Origin of the sequence: Phytobacter sp. V91, from assembly GCF_965644225.1 — a bacterium.
GTDB lineage: Bacteria > Pseudomonadota > Gammaproteobacteria > Enterobacterales > Enterobacteriaceae > CBFFRJ01.
In genome coordinates, this window is record NZ_CBFFRJ010000010.1 from 36,037 (window position 1) to 51,197 (window position 15,161).

The following is a 15,161-nucleotide window of genomic DNA, read 5'->3' on the forward strand; positions in this document are numbered from 1 at the left end:
GCCTCCGGGTCATCAACAATAACCTGAATTGTTAACGTTTTTTCCTGAGCCGACAAGCAACCATCGCAAAAGGCGCGATTTTCCTCGTTATTTTTGTACCGCTTTGCCGCTTTCCCAGGCTTTTTGCAGCGCAGGCCAGTAATCGCGGTTAGCCTCAATCATCTCGTCAAGAATGGCTTTGGCATGCTGCATGGAAGGCACCGTGCGGTTGAGGGTAAAGGCCTGCAATGCTTTTTCATAACTGCCTTCGATGGTGGCTTCCACCAGCAGTTGCTCCGAGGCCAGCTGTTGCATCAGCAGCGTCTGGTGGAACAACGGCACGGAACCCATGCGCACCGGCTCCGCCCCTTCGGCGGTGATGTAAGCCGGAACCTCAACCATCGCATCGTACGGCAGGTTGGCTATAGCCCCTTTATTTTCGACAATCACCAGATGGCGCTGGCGCAAATCGAAGGCCAGAGAACGCGCTACATCAACAATAAACTCACCGTGAACGCCGACGTGGAATGCGTCCGATAACACTCCGGTCCGTCGGTAGGCTTCGGCGGCGGCAAACAGTTTTTTCTCGCGGCCATTCATCACTTCATTGGCCCGGGTGTAATTGGGATCCTGATGTTCCACTATCTCGTTGGGCATCAGGTAGTACTGTAAATAGGGATTCGGCAGGTAGTCCGGGAAGTTATCCATCACCGGTTTAATGTTGCGCCAGGTTTTTACCCAGGAGGGATCTGAATGCTGAGGATCGGTTTGCGCTGCGTCTTCGGTCAGCAGGCCGAAGCGGGCAATATGCTCACGCAGTTGCGGCAATTTGTCTTCGCCATTGACCAGCACGCGGGTAAACCAGCCGAAGTGGTTAAGGCCAAAATAATCCACTTCCAGCTTATGACGATCAACGCCAAGCACCGCCCCCATATTACGCATCGCGGCAACCGGCATATCGCAAATGTTCAGTACCCGTGCTTCAGGCCGCAGGCGGCGTACGCCCTCGGCAACAATCGCGGCCGGGTTGGAGTAGTTCACAATCCAGGCTTTTTCATCGGCATAACGATCGACATAATCGATCAGCTCCACCATCGGTAAAATAGTGCGCAGCCCGTAAGCCAGCCCACCTGGGCCGCAGGTCTCCTGGCCGACGACGCCGTGACGCAGAGGAATTTTTTCATCCAGCTCACGCATTTTGTACTGGCCGACACGCATCTGGGCAAAGACAAAATTTGCGCCGCTAAAGGCTGTCTCCGGGTCCGTGGTGACGGTGAATTTGATGCTCTGGCTATGGTCACGCAGTACTTTTTCCACTACCGGCGCGATGGTGTTCTGCCGGGCTTCATCAATATCGTAGAGGCGAATTTCCGCCAGTGGGAATTGCGCCAGTTGTACCATCAGGCTTTTCACAATGCCTGGCGTATAAGTGCTGCCGCCACCGGCAATAGAGAGAATAAACGGGGGGGTAAACATCATCAGTCTCCTTTAGAGAAACAGCTCAACAGCTTCTCGCATTTTTTTGACATGCAGCCCGTAGACCACCTGAACGTTATTGCCTTGTTTGATGACCGCTTTTGCCCCCGTCGCTTTCAGCCGGGGTTCGTCGAGGGCGGCAACATCTTTCACCGTCACACGTAAGCGGGTGTAGCAGTTATCCACGACCTCAATATTGGCGCGGCCGCCAAGCCCTTCGATAATCGCCTCGCCCAGCCCGTCGTTGTTACCTTTAGCCTGGTAATCCTGCTTGCTGTACAGACGTGTCTCCTCCTCGGCGTCTTCCCGGCCAGGCGTTTTCATATCAAAACGCAGGATCAGGAAACGGAAGATAACGAAGTAGAGGGCGAACATTATCAGCCCAACCAGGATGTACATCGGCCAGTTGGATTTTTCAGTCCCTAACGGCAGGTTATAGAGAATGAAATCGATAACGCCGTTGGCGCCAATCGCATGAACGCCAAACAGGTAGAACAGCATCATCCCGATGCCTGTCAGTATGGCGTGCACCACAAACAGCAGGGGAGCGACGAAAAGGAACGAGAACTCGATAGGTTCGGTGACGCCGACCAGAATCGAGGTCAGAGCGGCGGGGATTAAAATGGCTTTCGCCGCGGCTTTACGCTCGGGTTTAGCGGTTAAATACATCGCCAGTGCGGCGGCGGGCAGGCCAAACATTTTGCTGATGCCGCGCGCGTCCCAGACCACGGTATTGCTAAGTTGTTTCACCTGCGGACAGGCCATTTCCGCAAAGTAAATATTGCGTGCGCCCTGATACAGAGAGCCACAGACCTCCTGGGTGCCACCCAGCTCGGTATAGAGAAACGGCGTGTAGACCAGATGGTGCAAGCCGGTGGGAACCAGAATGCGTTCCAGGAAGCCATAAACGGCGACCCCAAACGGTCCGGCGCCTTTGATAGCCATAGCCAGCGTACTGATACCCTGCTGAGCGAAGGGCCACAGCTCGCTCATGATGACGCCAAGCGCCATCGAGACCGGCAACATAATAATCGCGACAAAACAGTGGCCTGAATAAATAGCCATCGCCCCGGAAAACTGCACCCCGGAGTATTTGTTGTAAAAGTAGCCGGCAAGGGCACCGGTAAGGATCCCGGCAAAGACGCCCATCTCAAGAACCTGCACGCCCAGCACCATACTTTGCCCGGCGGCTTTCATTCCGGCCGCAGGCGCCAGCGCGCCTTGCAATTGCAGGGTCACGTTCATGGCATTGATAAACACGATAAAGGTCACCAGGCCTATCAGCGCGGCGTAGCCTTTATCGCGCGCGGCCAGGCCAATGGGGATGCCCACGGCAAAGACCAGCGCCAGGTTTGCCAGTACCGAGACGGCGGATTTGGCAATAAGCTGACCGCTGTTTTGAATCACGGGATGGCCCAGAAACGGCAGGTATTCCGCCAGATTGCCATTACCGAGAATATTACCGACGGCGATAAACAAGCCGACGATCGGTAAAATCAATACCGGACCAAAGAGGGACTTTCCGAAATTTTGTAGGGCATTAACGGCTCTGCTCATAACGTTCTCTCTTATATGAACCGTGCAACAGACTGCAAAGTATAGGTAACGTTAGCAGTTGAGAACCGTGATAATCCATCTATCTTATTGTTTTAAAAACAAATGACTTTAAAGGTAACATGTAACCTTAGACCCTGTGATCCCGGTAACACTGACGACTGTCAGGATCTGTTTTCCAGAATTGGGGTGCTGTTTGTAATTGGCAAAGTCACGCATAATACTTACGGATATTTACTTAACAGGCTTGCAGGGCCAGGGATAAAGGATGACAAGGTTACATTCAGCGGTAATAGCCATAACGCTCCTGATGACATTTATTGTCGCAGGTTGTGATAACAATGATAAACCGCAGGATGCGCCGTCAGCCCCTGCATCCACCGCCACCGCCGCCGAAACGACGGTGCAACAGACAGCGGAAAAACCGCAGGCCGTCACTGTCGATGCGGAAAAACGCAGGCAACTGGCTGCAAGTAGCGAAGGCAAGCCGCTTACGCTGGTCGATATGTCGGAAGTCCAGCTTGATGGCGCTGCGGCGCTGACGTTGACCTTCTCTGTTCCCCTTAATCCTGAACAAAATTTTGCTGAGACAGTCCACGTCGTGGACAAGAAAAAAGGCAAAGTTGATGGTGCCTGGGAGCTGTCCTCCAGTCTGAAAGAGCTGCGTTTGCGCCACCTGGAGCCGAACCGGGAACTGCTGGTTTCGGTGGATAGCGGCTTGCAGGCTATCAACAAGGCGACCTTTGGCGCCAGTTATGAAAAAACACTGACTACCCGCGATATTCAGCCGACCGTCGGTTTCGCCAGTCGTGGTTCGCTGCTGCCTGGCAAGGTGGTGGAAGGGCTGCCCGTTATGGCGCTGAACGTGGACAATATCGACGTCAATTTTTACCGGGTGAAGCCGGAATCCCTTGCCGCTTTTGTCAGCCAGTGGGAGTACCGTAATTCACTGACCAACTGGGAATCCGAGAATTTACTGAAGATGGTCGACCTGGTGTACACCGGGCGCTTTGACCTCAACCCGGCACGTAACACCCGGGAAAAACTGCTGTTGCCGCTCAAAGAGATCAAGCCATTGCAGCAGGCAGGCGTTTACGTCGCGGTGATGAATCAGGCCGGGCATTACAACTACAGCAATGCCGCCACGCTGTTTACTCTTAGCAACATCGGCGTCTCGGTTCATCGCTATCATAACCGCCTGGATATCTTCACCCAGAGCCTGGAGAACGGTGGCGCGCTTTCAGGCAACGAGATTGTCCTGCTTAATGATAAAGGTCAGACGCTGGCGCAGGGCACCAGCGACGCCCAGGGTCATACCACGCTGAGTACTGACAAAGAGGCCGTGTTGTTGCTGGCGCGTAAAGAAGGGGAAACGACGCTGCTGGATCTCCGGCTCCCGGCGCTGGATCTGGCTGAGTTCTCTATCGCCGGGGAACCGGGTTACAGCAAGCAATTCTTTATGTTTGGCCCCCGTGATCTGTACCGGCCTGGCGAAACGGTGATCCTCAATGGTCTGCTGCGTGATGCTGACGGCAAGCCACTCGCCGATCAGCCCGTTAAACTGGAGGTAGTGAAACCTGACGGTCAGGTGGTGCGTACGGTGGTCAGCCAGCCTGAAAACGGCCTCTACCGCTTTAACTGGGCGCTGGATGCCAGTGCGCAAACCGGCACCTGGGCGATCCGCGCCAATACCGGGGATAACCTGTTACGTCGCTGGTCTTTCCAGGTCGAAGACTTTATGCCGGAACGCATGGGGTTAAATATCACCGCGCAACAGGTGCCGCTTTCGCTGGCGGACAACATCAACTTTGAGGTGACAGGGTACTATCTGTACGGTGCCCCTGCCGACGGTAACAGCCTGCAAGGACAGCTCTTTTTACGCCCGCTGCGCGAGGCGGTGAAAGCGCTACCGGGCTTTCAGTTTGGCGATATTGCCGAAGAGAACCAGAGCCGTAGCCTGGACGAAGTGCAGATCAAACTGGATGAAAAAGGCTATGGTCAGGTGAGTACGACCAGCCAGTGGAAAGAGTTGCACTCACCGCTACAGGTCATTTTACAGGCCAGCTTGCTTGAGTCAGGCGGTCGTCCTGTCACGCGGCGCGCGGAACAACCGCTGTGGCCTGCGTCTTCGCTGCCGGGCATTCGTCCGCAGTTTGCCGCGAAAGCGGTTTATGACTATCGCACTGACACCACGGTCAACCAGCCGATTGTCGATGAAAACAGCCTCGCCGGGTTTGATATTGTTTATGCCTCTGCGGACGGGGAGAAAAAAGCGGTAACCGGCCTTCAGGTGCGCCTTATTCGCGAGCGCCGCGACTACTACTGGAACTGGTCTGAGGGCGAGGGCTGGCAGTCGCAGTTCGATCAAAAGGATCTGGTTGAAGCGGAGCAATCCCTCGATCTGGACGCCGGGGAAACCGGTAAAGTAAGTTTCCCGGTGGATTGGGGTTCATATCGTCTGGAAGTGAAAGCAGCGGACGGTAGTGTCAGTAGCGTGCGTTTCTGGGCCGGGTATAGCTGGCAGGATAACAGCGATGGTGCAGGGGCTGTCCGCCCGGATCGCGTAACCATGAAACTCGATAAGCCCGCTTATCAGCCTGGCGACACCATTAATCTGCATCTGACGGCACCCGCGGCAGGTAAAGGCTACGCCATGATTGAGTCCAGCGAAGGGCCGTTATGGTGGCAAGAAATTGATGTTCCTGAAGGTGGACTTGATATTGCGATCCCCGTCGATCGGCAATGGCGTCGTCACGATCTTTACCTGAGCACCCTGGTGGTGCGGCCTGGGGATAAATCAAAATCAGCCACGCCAAAGCGTGCGGTTGGACTGCTGCATTTACCGATGGCGGACGAAAATCGTCGCCTCGATATTGCGCTTGAAACCCCGCAGAAAATGCGTCCGAATCAGCCACTGGTCGTCAAGGTCAAAGCCAGCCTGAAAGAGGGTAAGGCGCCGAAGCAGGTTAATGTGCTGATTTCTGCCGTCGACAGCGGGGTGCTCAATATCACCGATTATGTCACGCCGGATCCGTGGAAGGGCTTTTTCGGCCAGAAACGCTATGGCGCGGATATCTATGATATTTACGGCCAGGTGATTGAAGGGCAAGGACGGCCTGGCGTATTGCGCTTTGGCGGCGACGGCGACGAACTCAATCGTGGCGGTAAACCGCCGGTGAATCACGTCACCATTGTGGCCCAGCAGGCGCAACCCGTTACCCTTGATGAAAATGGTGAAGGAACCGTCACGCTGCCCGTGGGGGATTTCAACGGTGAACTGCGGGTGATGGCGCAGGCCTGGACCACGGAAGATTTCGGCAGTAGTGAAAGCAAAGTGGTGGTCGCAGCACCTGTTATCGCTGAGCTGAATATGCCGCGCTTCCTCGCTGGCGGCGACACTTCACGCCTGACTATGGATATCACTAACCTGACCGATCAACCGCAACATTTACAGGTGGCCGTTGCAGCCAGCGGGCTGCTTTCGCTGCAAAGCGAGCAGCCCAAACCCTTGTCGATTGAGCCGGGAGTCAGGACCACGCTGTTTATCCCGGTGCGCGCCGGGGAGGGCTATGGCGACGGGGAAATCAGCGTTGATATTTCGGGTCTGACGCTACCTGGCGAGACTTTCGCGCCACAGCATAAGCAATGGAAAATCGGCGTCCGTCCGGCCTGGCCTGCGCAGGTCATCAGCAGCAATCAGATGCTCTCGCCCGGTGAAGTCTGGCATGTGCATGAGCAGCATCTTTTACATATCTCGCCCGCCACCTTACAGGGGCAACTGCTGCTTAGCGGTCGTCCTTCGCTGAATATTGCCCGGTATATCCAGGAGCTCAGGGCATACCCCTATGGTTGCCTGGAACAAACGGCCAGCGGTCTGTTCCCTTCTCTGTACACCAACGCCGCTCAGCTCAGGGCGCTGGGTATCAAAGGCGACAGCGATGAACAACGGCGGGCAGCGGTGGATGTCGGCATCTCAAGACTGCTGCAAATGCAGCGCGATGATGGCGGTTTCGCCTTATGGGATAAAAGCGGTCCCGAGGAGTACTGGTTAACCGCCTATGTGACCGATTTCCTGCTACGCGCCAGTGAACAGGGCTACAGCGTGCCGGTTGAGGCGCTGAACAATGCCAGCAACCGTTTACTGCGCTACCTGCAGGATCCGGCGGCAATAGCGGTACGTTACAGCGATGATATCGCGGCGACCCGATTTGCCACCCAAAGCTATGCCGCGCTGGTGCTGGCGCGTCAGCAAAAAGCGCCATTAGGCGCGCTGCGTGAACTCTGGCAGCGTAATAGCCAGGCGAAATCCGGGCTGCCGTTACTGCAGCTGGGCGTGGCCCTTAAGTTAATGGGCGATGCGCCGCGCAGCGAACAGGCCATGGCCCAGGCGCTGCTCACCAAACGCGCGTCATCTCAACGCTGGATGGGAGATTATGGTAGCGAATTGCGTGATAACGCCCTGATGCTGGCACTGCTTGAGGAAAATAACCTGTTGCCGGATGCGCAAAACAATCTGTTAATCACCCTGTCGGAGCAGGTCTACGGGCAGCGCTGGCTCTCCACGCAGGAAACGAATGCTCTGTTCCTGGCCGGGCGTCATGTGCAGAACTTAACGGGCAACTGGCGGGCGCAGACCACGCTCAATGCAGAAGCACTTGCCGGAGATAAAGCGCAAACGCATGGGTTAAATGGCGATCAAATTGCTGCCCTGCAGGTGACCAACAGCGGTGAAAATCCGCTGTGGCTGCGTCTGGACAGCACCGGTTATCCGGATAATGCCCCGGCTCCAGCCAGTAACGTGTTGAACATCAGGCGTCATATTATGGACACCGACGGCCACACGAAAGCGCTGGATGCCCTGAATAGCGGCGAACTGGTGCTGGTGTGGCTGGAAGTCAGCGCCACACAGAATGTGCCGGATGCGCTGGTCGTGGATCTGCTGCCTGCCGGGCTGGAACTGGAAAACCAGAATCTGGCAAGCTCCAGCGCCAGCCTCACTGACAGCGCCAGTGAAGTACAGGAGCTGGTCAATCGCATGCAGCAGGCCGACATTCAGCATATGGAGTTCCGGGATGACCGCTTTGTCGCCGCCGTGGTGGTCAACGAGGGGCAACCAGTTACCCTGATTTATCTGGCGCGAGCGGTCACGCCAGGCACCTATCAGCTGCCGATGCCGCAGGTGGAATCGATGTATGTTCCCCAGTGGCGGGCTTTGGGCGCGGCGAATGGTCCGGTAATTGTTCGCCCGTAAAATGAGGAAACCGCGTCTCTGGCGCTCCCGCTGGCTATGGCTGGCGGCAGCGCCATTTTTTCTGTGGCTGGGCGTCTGTCTGGCGGACAGAGCCTGGCCGTTGCCGCTCAACGAGGTTAATCCGGCGCGGGTGGTCGTCTCTGAAGATGGCACGCCGCTCTGGCGGTTTGCTGATGATGAAGGTATCTGGCGCTATCCGGTCTCTATCGAAGAAGTGTCGCCTCGTTATCTGGAAGCCCTTATTCAGTACGAAGATCGTTGGTTCTGGAAACATCCGGGGGTGAACCCGCTGTCGATTGCGCGTGCGGCCTGGCAGGACTTACGCGCAGGAAGGATTATCTCCGGGGGCAGCACCTTAACCATGCAGGTGGCACGCCTGCTTGAGCCGCATCCGCGTACCTTTGGCGGTAAGATTCGCCAGTTGTGGCGGGCTTTTCAGCTCGAATGGCATCTCTCCAAGCGTGAGATCCTGACGCTCTATCTGAATCGCGCACCCTTTGGCGGCACTTTGCAGGGGGTTGGCGCCGCGAGTTGGGTCTATCTGGGTAAATCCCCGGCCCAGCTGAGCTACGCCGAAGCGGCGCTGCTGGCGGTGCTGCCTCAGGCTCCCAGCCGCCTGCGCCCCGATCGCTGGTCAACGCGCGCGCAGGCCGCACGGGATAAGGTGCTCGATCGGATGGTCAGCCAGGGCGTGTGGAGCCAGACGCAGGTGGCTGAATCCCGCGAAGAGCCCGTCTGGCTGGCGCCACGGCAAATGCCGCAACTGGCTCCGCTCTTCTCCCGCATGATGCTGAGCCAGAGCCCGGAGCTGAAAATTACCACCACTCTGGATGCCAGCCTGCAGCGTCAACTGGAAGCGCTGGCGATGAACCTGAAATCGCAGTTACCCCAGCGCAGTTCACTGGCGATTATCGTTGTTGATCATACCGACATGAAAGTGCGCGGCTGGGTGGGATCGCTGGATATTTCTGATGACAACCGCTTCGGTCATGTGGATATGGTCACCGCTGTTCGCTCGCCAGGATCGGTACTCAAGCCTTTTATTTATGGTCTCGCCATGGATGAGGGACTGATCCACCCGGCATCGCTGTTACAGGACGTTCCCCGGCGTACAGGGGATTACCGGCCTGCAAACTTTGACAGCGGTTTTCATGGCCCGGTAAGCATGAGCGAGGCGCTGGTTCGTTCCCTTAACCTGCCCGCCGTTCAGGTGCTGGAAGCCTATGGGCCGAAAAAGTTTGCCGGTATGCTGCGTAACGCAGGCCTGCCGCTAACCCTGCCTCAGGGAGCAGATCCCAATTTGTCGCTGATCCTCGGTGGGGCGGGAGCGCGCCTTTCTGATATCACCGCGGCTTACAGCGCGTTTGCCCGCCAGGGTAAGGCCGGGAAACTGCGTTTACAGCCTGACGATCCACTTATCGAACGACCCTTAATGTCGCCTGGAGCCGCATGGATTATTCGCCGTATTCTGGCCAATGAGGCCCAGCCGTTACCGGATAACGCCTTACCCCGGGTGGTGCCGCTGGCATGGAAAACCGGAACCAGCTACGGTTACCGGGATGCCTGGGCGGTTGGGCTTAATGGGCGTTACGTGATGGCCGTATGGACAGGCAGGCCGGATGGCACTCCCGTTGCCGGTCAGTTTGGTTTTGCCAGTGCGGTGCCGGTATTGAATCAGGTCAATAACCTGCTGCAACCGCACTCGGCGCTGGAGCAGGCTAAGTGGCCTGAAGATCCGCGGCCAGAATCGGTGAGCCGTGGGGTTATCTGCTGGCCGGGCGGTCAGAGCCTGCCTGATGGTGACAGTAATTGTCGTCGTCGGCTCTCCACCTGGCTACTTGACGGCAGCCAGCCCCCCACGTTGCTGATACCGGAACAGGAAGGCGTGAAGGGCATACGTTTTCCAGTCTGGCTCAATGCCGGGGGACAGCGCGTGGCGGCTGATTGCCCGGATGCAAAGCAGAAAACGTTGATTGTCTGGCCGCTGCCTGTCGAACCCTGGCTGCCGGAGGCGGAGAAACGCGCAGCCCGGCTGCCGCCAGGTTCAACGCTTTGTCCCCCGCAGGATGAGAATGCGCCGCCGCCGCTTTTGTTGTCAGGTGTACGGGAAGGGGCGGTGATTAAACGTCTGCCGGGGCAGGCGGTTGCCACATTACCGGTTCTGGCAACGGGAGGAGAGGGGCAGCGCTGGTGGTTTTTAAACGGCGAGCCCTTCGCTTCCCATTCGTCGCTGTTAAGTCTTAAACTTGATAAGTCTGGTGAATATCAATTATTGGTTATGGACGACGCCGGACAGGTACAGGCGGTGCAGTTTGCGATGCAATAATGTGCAGATTAAATGGCTTAATGGATGATGTTGCTAAAGCTCGTCTTATTTTACAAAAATGTTACCTATATCCATAGGCAATAGCCGTATCGCTCATTATAATCCGCGCCAGGTCATACGTGTACATACCCTAAATAATTCGCGTTGCATGAAGGCGGCAACGCAGCGAATCCCAGGAGCTTACTGGAGTAAGTGACTGGGATGAGTGAGGAAAGCCAACGCACAGGCAACGTGAAGTATGACGGGTATATGTACGACAACAGAACAACTTACAGGGGTTAACATGGCTATTGAACGTACTTTCTCTATCATCAAGCCGAATGCAGTCGCAAAAAACGTTATCGGTAGCATCTTTGCGCGTTTTGAAGCCGCGGGTTTTAAAATTGTTGGTACTAAAATGCTGCACCTGAGCGTTGAGCAGGCGCAGGGTTTCTACGCTGAGCACGATGGCAAACCTTTCTTTGACGGCCTGGTCGCGTTTATGACTTCCGGCCCGATTGTGGTCTCAGTGCTGGAAAGCGAAAATGCAGTACAGCGTCATCGCGACCTGCTGGGCGCGACTAACCCGGCGAACGCACTGGCGGGTACGCTGCGTGCCGACTATGCTGATAGCTTCACCGAAAACGGCACCCATGGTTCTGATTCCGTTGAATCCGCCGCGCGCGAAATCGCTTACTTCTTCGCCGAAGGCGAAGTTTGCCCGCGTACGCGTTAATCTGCTGAGCAAAGTGTAAAGACATTTACACTTTTATTTCGTCAATGCCGCGTGCAATCGTGGTATCCGGACCGCAGAATTTGTACAATGCAGCGCCCCGACAGAAGCTGATGCTTTACCGGGGCGCTTCTTTTTTCAATCACCCTCCAGGGGCCATAACGTGTAACAACGAGGCCGGAATACAAATATGTCTGAACAGATTGTCACGCCTGAAAATGTCGCACTGACGACACCCAATAAAGATGCAAAAATCAACTTGCTGGATTTGAACCGTCAGCAGATGCGCGAGTTTTTCAAAAATTTAGGCGAAAAACCCTTCCGCGCCGATCAGGTGATGAAGTGGATGTACCATTATTGCAGCGACGACTTTGATGATATGACTGATATCAACAAAGTGCTGCGCAATAAGCTCAAGGAAGTGGCGGAGATCCGCGCACCGGAAGTCGTGGAAGAGCAGCGTTCATCTGATGGCACCATCAAATGGGCGATTGCCGTTGGCGATCAGCGCGTTGAAACGGTCTATATCCCTGAGGACGATCGCGCCACATTGTGCGTCTCCTCGCAGGTCGGCTGTGCGCTGGAATGTAAATTCTGCTCAACGGCACAGCAGGGCTTTAACCGTAACCTGAAAGTGTCAGAAATTATTGGCCAGGTCTGGCGTGCGGCGAAAATCATTGGCGCGGCAAAAGTGACCGGTCAACGTCCCATCACCAACGTGGTGATGATGGGGATGGGGGAGCCGCTGCTCAACCTGACTAACGTCGTCCCCGCGATGGAGATCATGCTGGATGATTTTGGCTTTGGTCTGTCTAAACGTCGTGTAACACTTTCTACCTCCGGCGTGGTGCCTGCGCTGGATAAACTTGGCGACATGATCGACGTGGCGCTGGCGATTTCTCTGCATGCGCCGAACGATGAGATCCGTGACGAAATTGTGCCGGTCAATAAAAAGTACAATATCGCCATGTTCCTGGATGCTGTTCGCCGTTACCTGGAGAAATCCAATGCGAATCAGGGCCGTGTCACCATTGAGTATGTCATGCTCGATCACATTAACGATGGTACAGAGCACGCTCATCAGTTGGCCGAGCTGCTGAAAGATACGCCATGTAAGATCAACCTGATCCCATGGAACCCCTTCCCGGGCGCGCCTTATGGTCGTAGCTCCAACAGCCGTATCGATCGTTTCTCCAAGGTTCTGATGGAGTACGGTTTTACCACCATCGTGCGTAAAACCCGTGGTGATGATATTGATGCCGCCTGCGGCCAGTTAGCGGGTGATGTAATTGACAGAACGAAGCGCAGTATCCGTAAACGTATGCAGGGCGAGGCGATTGCGGTGAAAGCAATCTAATCATTTATGCGTCGCGGGAGAGTAAATGACCGCGGCGCATAATTATGCTGAATAAATCGCCGGCAACGACTTGTGTGGTCAATAATTACGGTGCGTTTCTCCTGACTTTAAGGCAGTATGTAATGATGGAACAACGGCTTAGCAAATGGGCTGAAAGCTGTTCTGTCATGACTGGCCTGACAGTCTTATACTGTCGGTCTAAGTTTTTTTGACCCAGATTTTTCGCGGCGCGCCAGGCAATGGCCGAACACGCGCATGAACCTTAAAACACGTACCAGCAGTTGTAGCGAATGAATACTGAAGCCACTAACGAACAACATGAAGCACAAACCACAGGCGTTCGTCTGCGCAACGCCCGTGAACAACTAGGACTCAGCCAACAGGTGGTTGCCGAGCGCCTGTGTCTGAAAGTCTCCACGGTTCGCGATATTGAAGACGATAAGGCACCTGCCGATCTGGCTTCAACATTCCTGCGTGGTTACATCCGCTCCTATGCACGTCTGGTGCATATCCCGGAAGAAGAACTGCTGCCGATGATTGAGAAGCAGGCGCCAGTCCGGGCGGCGAAAGTGGCCCCGATGCAGACATATGCGTTGGGTAAGCGCCGCAAAAAGCGCGATGGCTGGTTAATGAGTTTTACCTGGCTGGTACTGTTTGTGGTGATTGGCCTGACGGGTGCATGGTGGTGGCAGAATCACAAGGCTCAGCAGGAAGAGATCAGCACCATGGCCGATCAGTCTTCAGCCGAGCTGAACGCCAGCGGTGAAGGGCAGAATGTGCCGCTGAACAATGACACAGCGACAGCGCCAGCCGAAGTTCAGGACAGCGCCTCGACGCCGATTGAAGCGCCAGCGCCGACAACGCCTTCTTCAGCGCCAGCGTCAACGGTGAATAACAACCTGGTGGTTTCGCCATCTCAGGCTCCCGTTCCCCAGAACGCTGAAGCTCAACCTTCAACCACTGCAAATAATACCGCACTGCCGACCAGCCAGGCTGATGTTGCAGCGCCATCGGCTGACAGCGCGACACTGGTGATGCATTTTACTGATGACTGCTGGCTGGAAGTGGCTGACTCAACGGGTAAAAAGCTCTTCAGCGGCACCCAGCGTAAAGATGCGACTCTGAATTTAAACGGCCAGGCACCGTACAAACTTAAAATTGGCGCACCTGCTGCCGTTCAGATTCAGTATCAGGGAAAACCTGTCGATCTGAGCCGCTTTATCAGAACTAACCAGGTTGCACGTTTGACCCTCAATGCCGAACAATCAGTCGTACAGTAACAGACGGGCAACGCGGGAGATTTTTCATGCATAACCAGGCTCCGATTCAACGTCGGAAATCGAAACGGATCTACGTTGGTAATGTGCCGATTGGCGATGGCGCCCCTATTGCCGTGCAGTCGATGACGAACACCCGTACCACAGATGTAGAAGCGACAGTTAACCAAATCAAAGCGCTTGAGCGCGTTGGCGCGGATATTGTTCGCGTCTCCGTCCCTACGATGGATGCGGCTGAAGCCTTTAAATTGATCAAACAGCAGGTGAGTGTTCCGCTCGTGGCGGACATTCACTTCGACTATCGCATTGCGCTTAAGGTGGCCGAATACGGCGTTGACTGTTTGCGCATTAACCCGGGCAACATTGGCAATGAAGAGCGTATTCGTTCAGTTGTTGATTGCGCGCGCGACAGAAATATCCCTATCCGTATCGGTGTCAACGCAGGTTCTCTGGAAAAAGATCTGCAGGAAAAATACGGCGAGCCTACGCCGCAGGCCTTGCTGGAATCAGCGATGCGTCATGTTGATCATCTGGATCGTCTGAACTTCGATCAATTCAAAGTCAGCGTCAAAGCCTCCGATGTTTTCCTTGCCGTTGAATCTTACCGTCTGCTGGCAAAACAGATCGATCAACCCCTGCATCTGGGGATCACTGAAGCCGGTGGAGCGCGTGCGGGTGCGGTGAAATCGGCGATTGGTCTGGGATTGTTGCTGTCTGAAGGCATCGGCGACACCCTGCGTATTTCTCTGGCGGCCGATCCGGTCGAAGAGATCAAAGTGGGCTTTGATATCCTGAAATCGCTGCGTATTCGTGCGCGCGGTATCAACTTTATCGCCTGCCCAACCTGCTCCCGTCAGGAGTTCGACGTCATCGGCACCGTCAATGCACTTGAGCAGCGACTGGAAGATATTATTACCCCGATGGACGTGTCGATCATTGGCTGCGTGGTGAACGGTCCGGGTGAAGCACTGGTTTCCACCCTTGGCGTCACCGGCGGTAACAAGAAAAGCGGCCTCTACGAAGATGGCGTGCGTAAAGACAGGCTGGACAACAATGATATGATTACGCAGCTTGAAGCGCGCATTCGCGCCAAGGCCTCAATTCTGGACGAAGCAAAGCGTATTGATGTCCATCTGGTAGAAAAATAACGTGATGGGAAGCGGTTGGCTTCCCGTGTATCATGAGCCCGCAAGGCCTGGCGCCTTGAGGGTTTATTTTTTGCATTCATA

At 55.3% G+C, this 15,161-nt stretch carries 8 protein-coding genes; 6 read left to right on the forward strand and 2 right to left on the reverse strand.

Annotated features, from left to right (window positions below):
* Positions 1-87 precede the first annotated feature (87 nt).
* Complete coding sequence (locus ACSZO4_RS03550; protein WP_437887492.1) at positions 88-1,455, reverse strand: 6-phospho-alpha-glucosidase; 1,368 nt, start codon at positions 1,453-1,455, stop codon at positions 88-90.
* A gap of 12 nt (positions 1,456-1,467) precedes the next feature.
* Positions 1,468-3,012, reverse strand: coding sequence for a PTS transporter subunit EIIC (locus ACSZO4_RS03555; protein WP_437887470.1), 1,545 nt, complete (start codon positions 3,010-3,012; stop codon positions 1,468-1,470).
* 265 nt (positions 3,013-3,277) lie between these two features.
* Between ACSZO4_RS03555 and ACSZO4_RS03560 the strand changes: the two genes are divergently transcribed.
* From ACSZO4_RS03560 to ispG, 6 genes are all read left to right on the forward strand, one after another.
* Positions 3,278-8,260 carry an alpha-2-macroglobulin family protein gene (locus tag ACSZO4_RS03560; RefSeq protein ID WP_437887471.1) on the forward strand — a complete coding sequence of 1,661 codons (4,983 nt, stop codon included), beginning with the start codon at positions 3,278-3,280 and terminating at the stop codon, positions 8,258-8,260.
* 1 nt (position 8,261) lies between these two features.
* Positions 8,262-10,586 carry a peptidoglycan glycosyltransferase PbpC gene (gene pbpC / locus ACSZO4_RS03565; RefSeq protein WP_437887472.1) on the forward strand — a complete coding sequence of 775 codons (2,325 nt, stop codon included), beginning with the start codon at positions 8,262-8,264 and terminating at the stop codon, positions 10,584-10,586.
* Positions 10,587-10,869: 283 nt separating this feature from the next.
* On the forward strand, positions 10,870-11,301 hold the full coding sequence (ndk, locus tag ACSZO4_RS03570) for a nucleoside-diphosphate kinase (RefSeq protein WP_437887473.1): 432 nt from the start codon (positions 10,870-10,872) through the stop codon (positions 11,299-11,301).
* A 187-nt stretch (positions 11,302-11,488) separates the two neighbouring features.
* Positions 11,489-12,655, forward strand: coding sequence for a bifunctional tRNA (adenosine(37)-C2)-methyltransferase TrmG/ribosomal RNA large subunit methyltransferase RlmN (locus ACSZO4_RS03575; protein ID WP_437887474.1), 1,167 nt, complete (start codon positions 11,489-11,491; stop codon positions 12,653-12,655).
* 290 nt (positions 12,656-12,945) lie between these two features.
* A complete protein-coding gene (rodZ, locus tag ACSZO4_RS03580; protein ID WP_437887475.1) occupies positions 12,946-13,935 on the forward strand; it encodes a cytoskeleton protein RodZ in 990 nt (329 codons plus the stop codon).
* Between the two features lie 26 nt (positions 13,936-13,961).
* Positions 13,962-15,080 carry a flavodoxin-dependent (E)-4-hydroxy-3-methylbut-2-enyl-diphosphate synthase gene (gene ispG, locus ACSZO4_RS03585; RefSeq protein ID WP_437887476.1) on the forward strand — a complete coding sequence of 373 codons (1,119 nt, stop codon included), beginning with the start codon at positions 13,962-13,964 and terminating at the stop codon, positions 15,078-15,080.
* The last annotated feature ends 81 nt before the right edge of the window (positions 15,081-15,161 follow it).